The sequence below is a fragment of the Paenibacillus sp. J31P190 genome, from assembly GCF_059692075.1.
The window spans coordinates 492546-510596 of record NZ_JCAUAS010000001.1; the positions used below are offsets into that span (position 1 = coordinate 492546).

12 protein-coding genes are annotated in these 18051 nt (G+C 48.5%); all 12 read right to left on the minus strand.

The window, feature by feature from the left end; genetic code table 11:
* Positions 1–10: 10 nt before the first annotated feature.
* The 12 genes from AC58U0_RS02050 to AC58U0_RS02105 all read right to left on the minus strand — a co-directional run bounded on the left by AC58U0_RS02050 (position 11) and on the right by AC58U0_RS02105 (position 18048).
* Entirely contained in the window at positions 11–2128 is a 2118-nt protein-coding gene (locus tag AC58U0_RS02050; protein ID WP_497377371.1) for a phage tail protein, read from the minus strand.
* Between the two features lie 30 nt (positions 2129–2158).
* Positions 2159–4393, minus strand: coding sequence for a putative baseplate assembly protein (locus tag AC58U0_RS02055; RefSeq protein ID WP_497377372.1), 2235 nt, complete (start codon positions 4391–4393; stop codon positions 2159–2161).
* A gap of 1021 nt (positions 4394–5414) precedes the next feature.
* Complete coding sequence (locus AC58U0_RS02060; RefSeq protein WP_497377373.1) at positions 5415–8489, minus strand: baseplate J/gp47 family protein; 3075 nt, start codon at positions 8487–8489, stop codon at positions 5415–5417.
* A 51-nt stretch (positions 8490–8540) separates the two neighbouring features.
* Complete coding sequence (locus tag AC58U0_RS02065; protein ID WP_057304100.1) at positions 8541–8942, minus strand: GPW/gp25 family protein; 402 nt, start codon at positions 8940–8942, stop codon at positions 8541–8543.
* A gap of 18 nt (positions 8943–8960) precedes the next feature.
* Entirely contained in the window at positions 8961–9686 is a 726-nt protein-coding gene (locus tag AC58U0_RS02070; protein WP_057304099.1) for a phage baseplate assembly protein V, read from the minus strand.
* On the minus strand, positions 9686–10774 hold the full coding sequence (locus AC58U0_RS02075) for a phage late control D family protein (protein ID WP_497377374.1): 1089 nt from the start codon (positions 10772–10774) through the stop codon (positions 9686–9688). Before AC58U0_RS02075 ends, AC58U0_RS02070 begins: the two co-directional genes overlap by 1 nt.
* A gap of 4 nt (positions 10775–10778) precedes the next feature.
* Positions 10779–11405, minus strand: a complete 627-nt coding sequence (locus AC58U0_RS02080) for a CIS tube protein (protein WP_057304097.1) — start codon at positions 11403–11405, stop codon at positions 10779–10781.
* A 65-nt stretch (positions 11406–11470) separates the two neighbouring features.
* On the minus strand, positions 11471–16378 hold the full coding sequence (locus tag AC58U0_RS02085; protein WP_497377376.1) for a hypothetical protein: 4908 nt from the start codon (positions 16376–16378) through the stop codon (positions 11471–11473).
* A gap of 112 nt (positions 16379–16490) precedes the next feature.
* Positions 16491–16946, minus strand: a complete 456-nt coding sequence (locus tag AC58U0_RS02090) for a phage tail protein (RefSeq protein ID WP_171642337.1) — start codon at positions 16944–16946, stop codon at positions 16491–16493.
* A gap of 7 nt (positions 16947–16953) precedes the next feature.
* Complete coding sequence (locus AC58U0_RS02095; RefSeq protein ID WP_079410461.1) at positions 16954–17157, minus strand: DUF6760 family protein; 204 nt, start codon at positions 17155–17157, stop codon at positions 16954–16956.
* Positions 17154–17531 (minus strand): hypothetical protein, encoded by a 378-nt coding sequence (locus AC58U0_RS02100; RefSeq protein WP_057304095.1) that lies wholly within the window; start codon positions 17529–17531, stop codon positions 17154–17156. The genes AC58U0_RS02095 and AC58U0_RS02100 overlap by 4 nt, the downstream gene beginning before the upstream one ends.
* A gap of 82 nt (positions 17532–17613) precedes the next feature.
* Positions 17614–18048, minus strand: a complete 435-nt coding sequence (locus AC58U0_RS02105; protein WP_057304094.1) for a phage tail protein — start codon at positions 18046–18048, stop codon at positions 17614–17616.
* Positions 18049–18051 lie beyond the last annotated feature (3 nt).

Here is an 18051-nt window from a genome sequence, read left to right on the forward strand (position 1 = left end):
CTCATTTCGTTTATTCGATTTCGGAATCCAATTCCAAGCGCGTATGTATGTCCATTCGTTTATCACGATCTACGTCAATCAGCACCGTATTGTAAGGCATCGACGAACGCTGATCTAGCGTTAACAAGGTTGGCTCTGATAAGTAAGTATTAATGCCCAGATAGGTATGCATGTCCGCGTACATCCACGGTTGTAGAACGATTAATTTGCCTTCGGTATAAGCTGGTTTTTGGTCTTCGATGATTTGCTCAATCGTTAGCCGCTGTGCGTCAGTCTGAACGAATTCAGGCTTTAACATAATACAGAAGCAATAAGGATTATCCCCATATAACTGGGCAAAAAGCTGCCGCAGCTCCGACGTCTCCTGCATTTGTTTAAATTGAAAATATTCCAACAAAAACGGTTCAGACCCTGTGTAAATCTTAAGCATGTTCATCATGCCCTCACGAGTTCCCCGCAATTTATAAAGCTCAGGAGCCTGTTTGATCAGCAATCTTAGCTTCGTTTCGCCCCATGCCTCATGATCCGTGATAGCCAGCCAGCGGCCCAACCATTCCAGATAAGTGCCGGATACCGCATCCGGATCGAAATGAGAGGAAATACGGTCTATTTTATCCTCCATATCGTCAAAGAACGTGCTGAACATCGCCAGAAACCGCTCCAGAAAAGGGCTATGCTCCTCGTCCTGCTGATAAATCGGCGGCAAATAGGCAATCAGTGACGTTCTCGGGAAGTAGACCCGAAGCTTTCGGATGTAAGGTGATTTTTGCTCGCTGCCAATCAGCTCGATTTTGAACCATAGATACCGGCCTCTCGCATTCATCAGAAGAGCATCCTTCGGATTCAAAATGGGCTCCGACCATAAGTCTCGCGTAGCAGCCAGCTTATCTCGAATTGGAATGCCTGGATCCGTCAAATAGCCCGTATAATTTACGTATTCGCCATCAATGAATCCTTCAATTTCATCCGATGTAAAACAGGAAAAACGAACCTGCGTTTCCTCCGGAATATCGGCATCTAGACGAATCTTATGCCACTGTGTCTCCGTCTCCGTCGTATCCAGCTCAGCTGAGAAATAGATGGCCTCCGGAAGCTGAGTCCCCTCTAGCAGCATCGTTCGGGCACGAAGATCAAGCAGGCTAATCTGACCGCTTATCCGATCAAAAACATACAACCGATTGCGCCCATCATGCAGCAATTTATCCGTTCGCCCTCGAAAGCTCGTTACTTTATCAAACTGCTCGCCATTCTCGCGAAACTTTAGAATAAACCGCTCCGTTACTCCTTCTTGCTGTGCGTATCCGCTGTCCCCTATATAGATATTATGATTCGTATCAATGGAAATACCGGCAAAGCGCCCTTCCTGCTCCAGCTTAAAATGAAACGGCTCCCGACCGTCCTCATGGAACACCGTTACCGTTCTGAGCTGTGCATCCAATAGAACTAATTTACCACCCGCAGCAGCGGTGTAATAACGTCCTCGAAGTGCAGTAATTTCAGCCGCTTCTTCCAGACGGAGCGTTTCATGTTCATACACATGCACCACTTCACCTGCCGCGTTCCACTGTACAATGCCGATCCGGCCGCCCTTAGGAACTTCGGGACTTCCATTCATACCAACCGCAATGTCCAAAGGGACCGTCGCGTAAAGTGAATTTGCCGTTGTTAATCTCGTATTAACCGAGAGGGGAAATAATTCAAGTCCTTCCCAATCATGGATGGCCCACATGGTCTGTCCATTGGAAATCGAATAAACCGCAAGTCTTCTTTCGCTTTCAACGTGAGCATCTGCTATCACCAGAAGATCTGACATAGAAGCCAGCAACGCTTGATGACTAAACAACTGATGACCCTGACGAAATAACGACTCGAGGTGGCGACTTTCATCATCATAAATCCACACATTCGAAGCCTCGTCTAGCAAAAAAAGCTTCCGACCTGGCCCAACCGTCATCTCTTGAATAGGATGAATGCCTTCCACCTCGTCTGTGCGAACGATGCGGTGAATGCTGTATTTTTCTGTTTGCTGAATCGAAAATCCTTCGCTCTGCATATGAATATTGGCTTCATATCCTTGTTCCCAGTCAAGCGGCTTGTTAAGTGAAAAAAACGTTTGTCCATCCTGCATCGTTCGACACCTCTTTTCCTAAATAAGGACTTATAAATCCGTCTGACTAATGGTTTCCACTTCATGATCACCGGAATAGACCAAAGCATAAGGCGGGATATGAATGTCGCCAGCGCCATCCTTATGGAAGCCTGTGCCTTCAGCGTCGATCCAAATGTCCTGCACATAGACAACCCCTTTAATCCGGGAAATAACGCCATAAATATCGCCCTTATAGACAGTCCGGCCAAAACGCCAGCCTTCTGAACCTTGCCCATGATCCATCGGCTGCAGTAATAGTCTGAGCTCTTGCATGATTCGGCGCTGTTCATCTTTGTGCTTGGGTTCCATCACCACGACAGCGTGAACCGTTATTTTAATATATTCGGCGGGAATCACATGTAGTTCTGTGGTCAAAAGACGATGCCGATCTAGATGCTGCTTGATCGTTTGCAAGAAGCCCTTGCCTGCTTTCGGCTTATCGCTTTCGCTGTAAGGGACGACCACGACGGTCATCTGTGCAGGCGCTTTGACCTTCGGATAATCCCGCATACCTAGCTTGTACAGCGGGATTGCCTTCACACGCGCGACACGCAGACCCGGCGTCGCCTTCGCGATCGCCTCGTAGTCCTCGCCAGTCACGGCCCGCGTCGGCGTATCGAGCTCGCGCCGCACGCGAAGCTTCGCCTGCGTGAGCGTCTCCGCTTCGAGGCCGCCTCGCGCCGGGAACGGATTCGTCACACGCACGCCTTTGGTATCCGTGAAGCCAGTCACGAGGCCATCCTTCACGTTGCCTCGAACGCCCCCGCCCGCTTGCAGCGCCAGGAACCGAATGTTCGGTTCCACGGACTTGGGCGGAGTGAGACCCGCTTCGTTATTGCCGAAGCAGATCGTCCCTGCTGCAGCGTCGTAGACGTAATGCCTGTCCGTGGACTTCGAATTATCGAAGTCATCCACGGACTGCCAGTCGTCCCAAACGACGTCGTGCTCTCCGCGTGGCCGGTAGCCAACCTGCAGCAGCATGCTGCTGGGCTTGTACATCCGGCCACGGCTGATTTCAAAGGTCTGCCCGGGCAGACCTTTGCTGCCCCCGACAAAACGGCCATAGTCGAACTCGGCCGTGTAGGCAATGAGCCGTACCCGCTGCGGGCCCTGCGGCGGGATACATCCGTTCACCCCGTCGCCGAAGCGCAGACGGGTGGTGCGCTGAGCCGAGTCCTGCTGCAGCTGGCAGCAGAGATCATCCGGCTCGCAGTCCTCGAGCTCCGCGACGATGTGCCAGTCGCGCCAGCGCCCTTGCTCGTCCTGCACCTGCACAGTGTGCAGGCCGTTGTAAGCGAGATACGAGCTTACCTCGAAGCTCTGGTCAGGCTCACCTGAGCTGTCAAAAGCAGTGACTTCGCTGAAAGTTTCCTGCTCAGCCGCCTTCACCGAATTGAGACTAACCTTCTCAATCTTCGGAGACAGCTCATAGCCGTCCTCCTCGAGTGTACAGCAAATCCAGAATCGGCTGCGATCATCCGCAGGGTAAAGAGCCATCGGCTTCATCTCCGACGTGATCCGAAACCGGAGCTCGCCACTTTGCGACAGATGAACCGTTGAGTCACTTATCTGTTCGATAGCCAGCCAGCTTTCGCTTTGCCCCTGCTGCCCGGCCCCAGCGAACGTCCAAGCAACCTTAGCAGACGAAATCATTGGCGTTGTCCCATCTTCACCATGACCCACTGTTACCGGATAGCGGTCAAATAACTTAAAGAAGATCGAGATCTCCGTTTGCTCAGGCAGCGCTCTATCGAAACCGAGATACAAATGCGCGCCCTTACGCGCTTCAGGTCCAAAAGCATAATAAGCAATCTTAGCGTGATTATTGGATGTAAAATCACCTGCCGCCGTCTCCGTACGGACTAGCACTTTCTCAAGCTCGGATGGAACAAGATGCACCGTGTCTAGTGTCTCAAACCGCTGGTCCATCGCTTGCAGCGGTGTCCCTTTCGGGAGCACAAGCGGCTGCTGTAAACCAGCAAACGCCACATCACAAACCGCAGAAACGGCTTCACGAGGGCTAATCCCAAGCAGCTTCAGGAACTTCCGTTCACTGCGCTCCGTCACTCGGTTTAGGTAATACTGCTGCATCTCTGTCATCCATGACATCAATTCCAGCAGCGTAATCCCCGGGTCATGTTCATTCTCATCCGTCCACTCCGGAAAAAGCTTCGGTATCGACTTCCGAGCCTCCTGCACCATCTGTTCAAACATACGATCATCCAAATTAGGTATTGGCAACACTTGTTCTCACCTCCTTCGATTATTACTAATCCCAACCAACTAGCTCATCTACTCCTACTTTAGCGATGCAAAACATCGTTAAAGTTCTCTCTCACAACCACCAACTAGCTCATTTATTCCAACTTTAGCGATGTAAAACATCCCTAAAGTTGCTCGACTCTCTCTCACAACCACCAATTAGCTACTTAAACGATATAAAACATCGCTAACCCACCAACCAGCTCATTTAGTCCTACTTTAGCGATGTAAAACATCGTTATAGTCGCTCTTCTCTCCCTCGCAACCACTAATCAGCTACTTTAACGATATAAAACATCGCTAACCCGCCAACTAGCTCATTTATTCCAACTTTAGCGATGCAAAACATCGTTAAAATTGCCCAACTCTCCCACACAACCACTAATCAGCTACTTTAACGATTTAAAACATCGCTAACCCGCCAACTAGCTCATTTATTCCAACTTTAGACATGCAAAACATCGTTAAAATTGTCCAACTCTCCTGTGCAACCACTAATCAGCTACTTTAACGATTTAAAACATCGCTAATCCACCAACTAGCTCATTTATTCCAACTTTAGCGATGCAAAACATCGTTAAGGTTGCTCGACTCTCTCTCACAACCACTCATCAGCTACTTTAACGATTTAAAACATCGCTAACCCACCAACTAGCTCATTTATTCCAACTTTAGCGATGTAGAATATCCCTAACCAACCAAATAGAAGTCTCTAAAGGCTCCTATTATCGCTATTTTCCGTTTGAGCTGCTGATTAACAGTCTCTAAGGACCCTTATTTCTGATAAATCCCCTCTTTTTATATGAAATTGCTGAAATAGGAGTCTCTAGGGGCTTCTATTACAGCAAATCTAGGTTAAAAACAGAAAATAGCAGTCTTAAAAGACTCTTATTTCCCGAAATCCTTTCGTCAGTAACCCCGTACTTCGCTTATTGCTAGGGGTTCCGGGGTTCCGGGGTTCCGGGCTCCCAGGCCCCTGCTTTCCCCCTCCTCGACTCCCTCACTACAACGCGTTCACAACCACCTTATGCTTACCGCTCACAATGATCCCATGCGGGAGCGCCGGGAGGCGGTTCACGTCGAGTTCCGTACGCTCACCGTCCTCAATCTTATATACGGTCATGTAAAGCTTCTCTACATGACTGATTACTCGAATTGATTTCAACAACGCGTAGAAAACGGAAGGGTGGATTTGTTGACCAATTTGCCAGCCTTTGCCGTCGAAATTGCCGGTTAGCGGATCGAGGAATCTGTTCAGCTTCTCCAACGCCTGAATTTCGGTAGCTACTATAGCGTCCATTCCCTCAACAGCAACGATCGCTGAAACGGAAATTTCCATATAGACCGGCTCAATCACTTGCAGCCGTTCTGGGAAAGCAACCAGGCTGGAAGCCCGCTGTAGAATATACCTTTCTACCTGCTTCTTCAGTTCTGGAAACGCGGAGCTTCCTTTTTGCCCTTCTTTTGGAAGCACCACTAAAGTCATAGCCCCAATTTCTTTGTGCATATAGGCGTTACGATTAGGAATGCACGTGACTTTTGCAATGTTCGGATAAGCCTCACGCGCCAGCCACTCGTAGTCTTTGGACGATACGGCCCGATCACGATGCTTTAGCATTTCTGGGCCGCGCTGCAAGGCCGACTCCAGCTTTTCGGCTTGGCAGCCGCCTGACGCTGGTTCTGGGTTATAAACCTCACCGACAAAAGCAATAGAGTCCTGCATCTGGTTAATCTGCCTAGCCCCTACGTTTCCGATTTGTCCTGACGTAACTTGATAAGTTACCTTCAGCTGCTCTAGACCACCTTTTGGCGGACGCATGCCATGGATACCGTCACCTACACGAATACGTCCAAACGTACGATCGATCATATAATGACGATCTCGATTGCCCGAATCCGCCATCTGGCGAACAGCTGTCCAACGAACCCAAAGTTGAAGTAAATTCCCTTCAGAATCTCGACTTATCTCCATAAGAGGCGCTCCTGCACGTTCGTACTCAGCGATTTCCTCTTCTGTCACAAACTCCGTCTCATCCACCCATACCTCTTCGGAGACAATCCCGCTTCTGGCTAGCTGGTATTCCGTTTCTTCCAGCCCTTTGGAATCGGGAACTTCCCCGATAATCGTCTCCTGCTGAAACACTTGAACTGTATTCATATACAGGCCCTGAATGGTTGGAATTTGTACCCGACCGGAACTATCATCATATTTATCATCGCGATTAACCGCACGAATCCAGTAACCTTCTTTTCCAAACAACGACGCTCCTGCAAAATCAGATGGCCCAACGAACTGCACGGTACCGCTCTGGGTCAAACCGTTAGTATCATCGATAACCTTGAGCGCTGCCCATTCGGCTTGGCTTCCCGGAATCAAACCAGCTCGCAAATACTCCCATTCAAGTAATGGTATGTCCTGCTCCGAGAAACGCTGCTGTTTCACCGAAATGAACATCGATATTGGGCCTTTAACAGGCGGTGTATCAAAAGAAAGATGCAAGGCAGGATGACGGCCCTCCAACGGTTGAAAGGGCTCAAACCCGCCCTCTAACTGACGGCTATGCCGAGTCCGATCCTCAAACACCGTATTATTCAGTGCTAAACAACGTTCGGCTGGGTACAAACGATCATCATACTGATAGGTTATGGATACATCATCCACCCAAGGTGAAAGGTAGATCGCTTGCGCCACATACGCATTCTCAATATGTAAAATCCTCGCTCGGATCCAGCAGTTTTCATTGCCGTTCACATAAGTCGCTTCTAGATCAGCCGGACAGCGGAAGTTAATTTCTTTACGCACCTTCTGCTCCTGTGGATAATAAAACAGCTTTTCTGCTTCCTTCCCCACATCCAGCCGCAACCAAGTTGCCCCATTCCAGTACTCCCAAGCAACCTCCATAACGGTGACGTGCGTAACTGGCGGCTTATCGAACTTGGATTTTTTCATTACCATTTTCCAATCGACTTGTTCCGTCAGTTCCGGCTGAAACCGATTCTGAATCGCTTGCAGCCCAAAACTCAGCTTAATATCGCCGTCTTTTTTCGTAAATACTTCCTGACTCCCGATGTAAAAAGAACCATAAAGCGCAAACTGATCACCAAACGGATAAAACCCCGATGGGTCCGCACCAATATCATTGTAAAACATCTGATCAGGCCGAACGCCGCCTGTTTCCAGTGTATCGACATAATCCGTTTTAAATGAAATATGGTCCATGGACAGCCTGCTGTCTGCCAGCGTTTTACCACCGCTTATGAGCGGCTTTAAACGGCATTGTATCCAGCGTCCGGATGTCCCGTTCACTTCTCGCAGAGCAATCTCACCTGCCACTGCTTTCATTAAAATAACCCGATTCCCCTTAGCCTCTACGTGGTCAAAAGCCTTCCAGCCTTCCGCTGTAGCATACAGCCACTCGGTTAGCTCGGGATCCGCCAATTGGCTGGACATCGAAAGTTCATCAAAACGTCGCTTCGAGTTACGGAATTCGATTTCAATACGAGCCGTATTATACACGGTGAAAAGAGAGCTGTGCTCCAAATAAATGGCATGCTCCTGCAAATTGTCGCCATCCTGCAAACGGAATAGCGCCGTCGGCGCTGCATATCCTTGCCGAGATGCCGTGACGAACTCATCGGATATGCGAATGATCATATCCTGTTTGCGGCTCGTCATGTATACATCTGTTAGTAACGCGGGTGTCAACAAGCTACTACGTGCTGTCTCATACAGGAAACTGCCCTCTTCTGCTGCAGCGGCGACTTGCGTGCCTGCCGAGATGAACACGGACTCCTTCGTACCCTCGTTCAGGGCAAACGTTAAGTAACTTCGAGCCGGACGGGCCGGAAGCAGCGTCACATCAAACATGTTGAGGAACGATATCAAATTTTTCGTAGGCACTCGGTTCAACCGTTTGATATTGTCTTGAAACATATCAGCAAACATCAAAAACAATGCGGAACCCGGGTCCGGATTTTCAGGCGTGAACCGCCACTCCGGCGTATAGTACGGCGCCATTTCCTTCATTTGCGCGATCAAATCGGGTAAATCTCTGGAATCAATTTTGGGAGGTTGCACAGCTCCACCTCCTCTCTGTACGTATCGTCATCGCTTCCGCAGCCAGCCTCTCTATTTCGATCCTTCAAATAAATAAAACGGATAGACTTGGTTAAATAAGTTATTGGTCGTCCGTACCAAATAAGAAATATGAATCATCACCTTAGCAGGGTCATCTGCTTCCGGTATGGCTTGTACATCGACTTCATGAACCCTAGGTTCCCAGTTCCGTATGGCTTCCTCGATATTACTTTGGAGTAAATGAAGCGTTGTATCGTCCGTTAATCCGAAAATAAATTCCTGAACACCACACCCAAAGCTCGGGCGCATTACCCGCTCCCCTTGTGTGGTTCCCAGAATAACGCGGATCGCTTCGGCGATGTCTTCCTCATACTCAGACATTCGGATTCGCCCTGTTGCAGGATCGACCTGAATGGGGAATTTCCAACCTCGTCCCAAAAATGCTTCCGACACCTCGTCACGCTCCTCCCGTTAGTTGATTTTGACCATACTGCCCTTAATATTAATGATACCGTCGGACTTCAGGTCCAGTGTTGCCCCAGCCTTCAGAGCCATCGTGGCAGAAGCTTCTATGCTAATTTGGGTGGATTTGATTTTGATTTCCTTCGTGCTCTCAATGCTGACCTCGCCTTTGGCGTTCAAGGTGATCTTCGAGGTTTGGCTCACAACCGATATTTCATTGGCCGAGCCGCCCTTGATCAATATCTTGTTATTCCCGCTTGAATCCGCGATCGAAATACTCTCATCCTTATCCTTCAACTCAATAATTTGGCCTTTTTTCGTCTTAATCTTCATGCTCTCATCACCGCTTTTATCGTTAAAAGAGAGTTCATGTCCGGAGCGTGATTTAATCATGCGCAAATCATTTTTATCCGCGGGCGCAGGAGGCTTATTCTTCGGATTCCACAGCGTGCCGATGACGAAAGGCATTCGCAGCTCTCCCAGATGGAAAGCGACTAAGACTTCATCCCCTACCTCAGGTATAAAGAGACTGCCCATTTCCTTACCGCCCATTAACGTCGCGATGCGGACCCAATCCGTTTCGGTCTCTGTTTCCTGCATGGAAAGCTTGAGCTTCACTCGACCCATTTTATCAGGATCAGTGTTATTCGTTACAATGGCGACCATGACGCCACCAAATTTCTGACTGGCAAAATCAGACACGCCACCTAAGGTAATATCGGGAGTTTTAAACATTAGACCGCATTTCCTCCCAACTGAAACCGTGTTGTATAGCCTTCATCGTCAAAAATGTGTGTAGCCCCGGTAATATAGTAAGGCTGGTCGAATGATTTCCCAACACCACTGAGTTTGATGTATCGGCCGGCGCGAATCTCTGGAATCCCAATACATTCCCCGTTACCGCTAATCAGCTTCATTGCCCGGCGATTCAGGATTGCATTCGCATAGCTTTTCGCTTCTTCCACGGAGGACACATTCGTGTACATATGCTCGACGAAATCACCTTTAGATGCCAAGATATCCTTGCCCGTCTTGCTATTTGAACCCAGCTTCGTTATGCTAGCTGATTTACCTTCGATCACTTTCAGTTCTTTATTATCCCAGGCCCGAACGGTTACACCCGTGATTTGCTCGGCTAAATTCATGTCAATCATTAAACTGCGAAGGGTTTTCCCCATTTCAAGCGTCATCAATGCCGTCATCGCCGTCAGCGGCTTACGGAAATATAAGTTCTTCCCCACAACAAAGAAATCATAGTTAACCAAATTAGCTAAATTTTGAATAAAGTGATAGTCATTAATCTGACTCTGCGAAAGCGCAGGAAATTCCGTCGTCGTTGCATCAATATGTGTTTTGAAGCCATACGTTTTGGCAATTTCCTCAACAACATCACTATATTTCTTCTTATTCCACGAGCGAGACTTGGTCCCTTTCATCATGAGATAAGAAATGTCCATCCCCCGCACAACGAGGCCAGGAGCACCCTCTTCGGGGAAATCAACAACAACGGATGTTATCTGTCCCGAAAATACAGCGGTCATTTTGTCTACATAACCTAAACTGATCTCAATGGCTTTGCCTAAAGAGAACGTAGACAGCCACTGGAACTCATTATTGGTAATATCGTACGCATTCGCAATCCGAAACGAAAAGGAGTCTGCCGTTCCATCGATAGACGTTTCAACGCGAAGAATATCAATGGCAATCGTGTCCGATATTTTCGTTCCATCTACGCTAATTAGATAGGAAGGCGCATAAAAATCTTTGTACTTTTTGGCCAAGTCGTCATAGGGAAAAGAGCTCGTTTCTAATTCTAAGGGCATCGGCTTAATCCAGCCTCGGGACCGAAATGCGGCGTCCCGTTGCGACTTTCATTGGATTATCAATCTGATTGGCTTTGGCGATTTCTCGCCATAAGGTTGGATCCTCGTATTCCGTTGCAGCAATCATCCAAAGCTGTTCCCCTTGATTCAGCATCTTCAGCTTCGTCCGGTCGGATGAATGGCGGGGTATCTGCTTAAGCTGGTCTTTCTTGCTTAGCGTGGATTTAAAGGTCACGCTCAGCTTGGCACGAACCGGAACTCCGGTTTCCAGAAACATCGTGAAGTGTTGATTAACACCCACAACAACTCCCTTGAAATCCAGTGAACCCCAAACAAACCTGCAAAGCGGCGGTGCATGGATCTCCTTTTCGACATCCAGAAGACCTGAGATTTTCTTCGTAAGCAGACGAACGTCCGTCCCTTTTTCGTAGGTGTCAAAATAAAAATCCATGGTCAGCGTCGTTGTCCCTCCGCTCACAAATTGTGCGATGGGCATGGACAGACCCGGCACTGTTTTCCAAGAATAGCTGTTATTCGTGTCTAATTTATATTCACCTGGATTGAACATCACTTGTACATTTTCTGTTTTGCTTCCCTTGTGAACGATAATCATTGCTTTCTTGAGCGCCATAGGTTTCTGTCCTTTCTGCTTTTATCTATATACTTAACGTTATTAACGATTCACGATAAAAATAATTAGATGCCTCGACGCTGCCGCTCGAACTTCATCTTTTTCTCAATTTCGCGGTACACTTTGTCCGCGATTTTGGCTATGTCCAGCTGCGGGAGCTGTTTCATCAGCTCCTGCAGCTGCTCCGCACTTAACTCCGGCGCCGCCTGAGGAACCGGCGCTGCTGGGGTAGGTGCTTCGTCTGCGCTTGCTTTGGTGCGCAGCCAGTCCATCTCCAGCGGCGCTTCGGCAAACGCGCTGCTGATCTCTGCGGCTGGAGTTTGCTTGTGCTCCAGCGTGGTTTGCTGCTGTTGCGAGGCTAAGGAAATTTGCCTCGCCGCTTGCGTGCTGATAGTCATCGGCACGCTTTGGTTTGGTTGGCCGGCGTTCGGCTCGCTGCCGGTCGGTGCTTGCCGCTGCACCTGCGTGGGCAGCGGCTTTGTTGCAGCAGCCATGCTTGTGCTGCTGCTGTGGGTTATGCTGGCGCTGCGCTGAGCGCCAGCAGCTGTTGCGGCGGCGCTGCCGATGGCAGCCGCCTGGGTGAAGCTGCCCGTCCCGTGGGCGGGCAGGTGGTGCATCGCTGCGGCAGGCGAAGCCGCAGCTCTACCCGCAGGAGCAGCGCGAAGCGCTCCTGCGCTGCTCGCCAGCATCGGCATGACACGCGGTGTCATGCTCAAGGGCTGGCGAGCTATCGACGCGTTCGCAGCACGCGCGCCGCCTGCACTACCTGCTGCCAGCGAAGCGGCAGCAGCCTCAACCCCTTGAGCGCGCTCCTCTTCCAGCGCGCTCACTCTAGCCCGGATGGTTCGTTCCGCTGAATCTGACTGCAAGCCGCCGGCTTCCACTCGATTCTCCGAACCATTCCCTGCCTGCAGCTCGCGCTCGCCGTCATCGACAGTGACTTGTCTCTGAACATGCTCGACTTGCGCCCTGCGCCAAACGGCTCGGCCAGTCTGACTCGTCGTCTGCCCAGCAACCTCTTCGCCTGCTGCTCGATACTCCAACGTTTTACTGGTTTTTCTTGCACCTGTGCGAACATCCGCTATTTGTCCGGCTTCTCCTTGACTTGTCCGAGTCTTCATCTGTCGGGGCATTGCTTCACCCGTCCCCGTTTGAGTCATCGATTGTCTGGCCTCGCCTATCCCTGTTCGAATCGTCGTCATTACCTCAGAATCGATCTTTCTTTGTATCGCTGCTTGCTGTTCTCTTACTCGATCGATTCCCGTCGGCCCGCCTGTTCTTCTTACCATGTCCACGGAGGCTCGGCTTATGGTTCCTCTAACAAGTTCCAGTGAGGTATGGTTTGCTATTTCATTACTTGTATTGTCATTACTAATTTTGTTAGTAACTTCATTACTAACTTTGCTGCTAGCTGTGTTACCCAGCTTTTCACTGGCTCTTTCTCGGATGGTTCCCCTAACTGCCTCTATATTCGTTCCCGTTTCACCTATCCGCCCTTTTTCAGCTTGCCTCCAAATCGCACGAATGGAAGCTGGCTCTGATAACTCAGTATCACGGGAGAAGCTGCGATGTACACCTATTTGACCTGCATTCACAGTAAGACTAGGACCAATCTTCTTCAAACTGCTTTCAATTACCTTTGTAGCTATCTCAGAAGCTAAACTTTGGGAGGATATGCCCCGCTGCGACTTAGTCCCGAATCTATCTTCGTTCAACCTTGCCTGTTGTCTGCCCTCTTCTAACTGTCCCGAACCTGCTGACTCAACAGGAGTCCGAAAAATCCGCCGAGCCTCCTGCTTAAGAGCACGAGCACTAGCTGGCAGGCTAGCACGAATACCATCAAGTTGAAGTTGATTCTCGGAATCAGCTTTCCTTTTAGCATCTGATGCAAAGTTCAGGCTTGTTCCTTTTTTTTTGACACTGGATTCGGCCATTTTTGCAGCTAGTTCAGAAGCTAAAGTTGGAGTAGAGCGTATGCTTCGCACAGGAGTTTGTTTTTCTTCCTCTTGTGTCGCAGATTGTTGCTTCCTTAGCTCACTATTTACTTCGGTCCCTGCCGGCTTGCGAAATACACGCCCAACTTCTTGCAGCTGTATACGCGAGCTGGCTTGCAAGCTAGCTCGATATCCCTCAAGCGACTTCATAACACTCAGCGAATCTGGTGTCGGGACCCTAAGTATCGCTGACCTCGCAGATATTGGGAAATTCCTCCCTGTTTTCATGCTTGTTTCATCTTGCTCTTCAGGTTTCGAAGCAGCTCGGAGGACACGCTGTGAATCTTGTAAAAAAGAACTGGCTTGCAGACTAGCCAGGTATCCCTCACGGGGACTTCCTGCTTGGAGTGTCACTCTATTGGCACTAGGATTGGATGATAGTTGTGCACTCTCCGCTTTCCTTTGCGCTTTTGCAGCTGTTCCTGTAATCCTAGTTGGTTGTAGTGTCACTGCCTCAGAGTTTGACTGCATTCTCGATTCCGCATTAGGATTCGCAGCCAATCTCGCGATAGAAAGGAGCTTATCAGCACTACTTTGCACGATATTCTCCCTGCGCATAATCCGCGGAATGTGAGTTGTCATTGCTTGATGATCGGAGATCACCTTTAATTTATTTTGTGGAACTGTATGTATACTCCCAACAAATGAATCATTAGAAGAGTTTTGTCTTTGTTTTTGTCGTTGGACCAACTGCTTTAGCAATTTCTCGTTGCTTTGAATTTTCACAACAGATTCTAGTCCATTTTCCATCACACTAGGTTTTCTATGTATCTGGGAAGGAAAAGCAGCCTCTGCACGTGGAGTTGCATCAATACCTTGCTCAGCCACTTGCTTAGTAACTAGCTTGATGAGGCGTTCCATCATAGACGAACCTCGATTTCTCTTGTTACTTGAACGAGTTTCCCAATTTTCAAATGAGATAGCTTCCGAAAATGGCTGCTGCCCAGTCCCCATCTCAAGCTTTTGACCCGCAGAAGTGTTTGTCTCTAGCTGCACTGATTGGTGTTTAATTTCTTCTTGCTGCACTTGATTCCGTACTTGATCATAGTTTGGATTTTGATTCGGTACTCGATCCTGTACCTGATCCAGTTGATCCTGTATTTGATCCTGAGCTCGATTTTGCACCTGATTATGCACTTGAATCTGCTCATTCTCTTGAGCTCGATCCCATTCCTGCGATTTCCCCTGTTCTTGCCCTCGCAGTCGTTCTTGTAACTGTTCTTGTTCTCGCTTTTGTACAAGTTCTTCTATTTGTTCCTGTACTCGTCCTTGCCTTTGCTTGTTACCCTGATCTCGCTCCTGCGATCGTTCTTGCACTCGATCTTCTACTTGCATTTGTTCCTGCACTCGTTCTTGCCCATGCTCGTTACCCTGATCTCGCTCCTGCGACTGTTCTTGCACTCGATCTTCTACTTGCATTTGATCTTGCACTCGTTCTTGCCCTTGCTCGTTACCCTGATCTCGCTCCTGCAATCGTTCCTGCGTTTGAACTTGCACTATTTCCTGCTCTAGCTCACGAATTCGCTCTACTAGATCCTCTTGCTCTTGCCTTCTCACTGAAGCCAGAGCATCATCTTGATGCACCGCTTGAGCTGTTAGTCGCTCTTGTCCAAAACCTTCCACTTGCTCATTCGTCTTACGCCAAACATGCGGCACACTCTGCCGGGCTCCCCTTGATGTTGAAGCATGCATAGCAAAAGGCAATGTTGAAGTCAACCGCGCTGCATTAATAGCTAATGGTTGCTGACTAGCAGCCAGGAAGCCTCTGGCCGTCGAAGCATCTTCCTTACGATTCCCATTACTCTTCGGCTCTCCTATTGGCGTCAATAGAGCAGTTGGCGAAACATACTCCTCGTCACTGGCATTAGCCGTATTTCTGACAAGTAAGCTCCTAATAAAATGCACAGAAGCAGGTGCTTCCGATTTCGAAAATGGCCCCTCACCAAGCTTAGGCAATGAGTGATTATACTGCGGAAGTCTTTGCTCATGCAGCGTTTGTGTTTGGCCCACACCATTTAAATAGAGCTTGGCAGCATACTGATAAGAAGGCTGCATCCCAATTGTAGATACCATAGAAGGAGCAATTGCAGAATGACCAGCCTTGGCATCAGGTAAACCAGCGCTCGCTTTCCCCTCTTGGAACTGCTCTATCCATTGCGATGTATGCCGAATAGCATCCACATGTTTGACTACTTGCACATGATTATCCATAGGTGCAGCTCTAAGCACGTTTGAGCGCTGCGTATGTAAATTTGTATGTTGAGGTCTATTCACCGAGTGCGATTGTTGATTCGGGTTACTGCTTTGGGTATGAGAAAGCATCCCAATGGAAGCGGTAATCTGCCGAATAGACCGCTGGATTAACGGTGAATCCCCTTTGTTAACGTAGTTAAATGAATTTAATTTCTTTGGCGGCATCGCCTGCTTCTCACCCAAAATCTCATGAGCAGCGGCAGCTTGAAGATTCATTTGATTTACGGAGAGTTCCGCATTCTTTTTGCTTCTTCGTCCTTTTTTCTTGCTCTGCTTGTCAGCAAGCACTTGCATCTGTTGGTGAGACGATTGTGAATCCGATTGGCTTGATAAATGATCAACAGTCGTCTGTGAAGGAAGCCTGTAACCACTATTCGCAATCAACTGCTGTAACTGACGAATCGTATGCTTTTTCGTAATAAGCGGCGCTGATTCGGGATGCTGTAAACTTTGCAGCTGCAGTTGTAACTGGATAGCCCAAGATTGATCATTCGAATCCGTTAAGGTCGATAATTCTTTATCCGTAAGAATTCCTTTTTGTTTAAAAATAAGAGCTAACAAACCTAAATAGTTGTTACGCCAAAATCCGTATTTGCCCATAATGCCGGATGCAAACTGTTTGGACTCCCTAGCTGCACGTCCTGCAGAACTACTGCTAGCAGCAGAAATCTGCAATATGCCCTTGGTTCTCTTCACTCGGGGTTTATGCGATTGTCGAGATTTCATAAACAATCCCCCTAAGAGTTTTTCGCCAGAAAAACTGGCATCGTAAGCATATACTGAGTTTTGCTTTAGCAAAACTAGCATCGTAAGCATTTACTGAGTTTTTTGCTCACACTTATTTTTTGAAAATGGTTTTCAAACCGGCATGCACCAGCTCGATCGACTCGATAGCTACGTTACCGCTGCTGGCATTCAAATCAGGTCCGTTCCATTTCACCGGAAAAGCACTAAAAAAATTCCATCGGCACATCTCCGTACCTGCCTGGTTATGTAGAATAATGGAGCCATTTTTACGCTTTATTTTGCCTTGGGCGACACCATTGTACCATTCCCAGAGCTCGCTGGAAGTGGTGATGCCTCTTTTTAGCACAATATTAGGATACTTCGTATGTTCGATCATATAGTGGGGGTGCGTGTTCACGCCGCCTTCCCATAAGGGCTTAACTTCCGTTTCAGACTTCATGCCTGTTACTTCAGAAAAACCGCCGACGATGAGTCCGTCAAGCTCTACCTCGAACCGGAATGCGCCGCCTACGTTATGCAATTTGGACTCGTTTTTGGACTGTTTCACTTGTTACTCACCTCTTACCGAACACATCAAACGGATTGTCAGGCTGCTTTTTACCATCGTCGTTCAGGTTGCGGTTGATGCGGGAAATTTCCTCACACCACGTTCGGCGCTCCCGGTGCTCCATTGACATGATTTCATCATGCGTCCAATGAAAGTAGTAAGCTATAAAGCCCGCTTCCTCATAGATCTTGTCAATGGGATAACCCGTTATGCCCCCGCCATCTCGTCCAAAAAAGACACGTCCACATCAAACTCATGCTCACATTTCGGGCAGCTTGTGTGTACTCTCGGCACTTCCATTTCATTAATTTGACGATAAAAGTTTTGCAAGAAGGCTAGATCGGCCGTGAAGAACTTCTCTACCACACGTGTATCAATCGCACGCAGATCACCTAGGTTGGTAATCACACGAGTAAGTAAGATGATCGTTAAATAGCCCGGATTTTGCTGGACGCGTTGGTCACGCATGGGTAGGATTTCATCCGCAGCTGTTGCTAACCGCATAACGCCTCTCTTGTGCAGCGTACCGTTATCATCCACATATCCTCTAGGTAGCTCGAATTCATATTCCGTTTTGAAAGCCATGATGTTACCCCCTTAGCATTATGAAAAAAAGAAGAGTTAGGAACCGGAGACTTCATGCTCCGGCGCCTACTCTAGTGCTGCCTTACTTCGTGCGTGTCATGCCTTCGTGGGCAAGCTCTAGGCTCTCAATGGCAATTTCATTGCCAGTACCTTTGAAGCTTGGAGCAGAGTACTTGGACGGCCATGCTTCAATAACCTGCCAAGTCGCTACATCTGCGCCCTCTTCGTTGATTGCGATGATCGTGACCGTTTTGCGGGAAACTTTCCCCTGAATCGATTCCGACATCCAGTTATACATGTCCATGGAGTCAGTAACACCCCACTTTAGTGAGATGTTGCCATATTTCGCAAGTCCCGGAAGCTTCCGTGGCGTAATAGTTTCGTTTCCTTCGCGGTATTCAATTACCGACAAGGATGCGTCAAATCCAGAGATTTCGCTGAAACCAGCTTGCTGAATACCTTCTACTTCAATTCTAAATCTAAAATTGCGGTATGGATCCCTACGTTCGCCAGCCATATA

What these genes read in the sequence shown, in the direction of transcription:
- AC58U0_RS02075 (WP_497377374.1), bottom strand. Translation starts at nt 10,774, where the DNA reads ATGCCCTTAGAATTAGAAACGAGCTCTTTTCCCTATGACGACTTGGCC.
- AC58U0_RS02105 (WP_057304094.1), bottom strand. Translation starts at nt 18,048, where the DNA reads ATGGCTGGCGAACGTAGGGATCCATACCGCAATTTTAGATTTAGAATT.
- AC58U0_RS02050 (WP_497377371.1), bottom strand. Translation starts at nt 2,128, where the DNA reads ATGCAGGATGGACAAACGTTTTTTTCACTTAACAAGCCGCTTGACTGG.
- AC58U0_RS02100 (WP_057304095.1), bottom strand. Translation starts at nt 17,531, where the DNA reads ATGGCTTTCAAAACGGAATATGAATTCGAGCTACCTAGAGGATATGTG.
- AC58U0_RS02070 (WP_057304099.1), bottom strand. Translation starts at nt 9,686, where the DNA reads ATGTTTAAAACTCCCGATATTACCTTAGGTGGCGTGTCTGATTTTGCC.
- AC58U0_RS02080 (WP_057304097.1), bottom strand. Translation starts at nt 11,405, where the DNA reads ATGGCGCTCAAGAAAGCAATGATTATCGTTCACAAGGGAAGCAAAACA.
- AC58U0_RS02085 (WP_497377376.1), bottom strand. Translation starts at nt 16,378, where the DNA reads ATGAAATCTCGACAATCGCATAAACCCCGAGTGAAGAGAACCAAGGGC.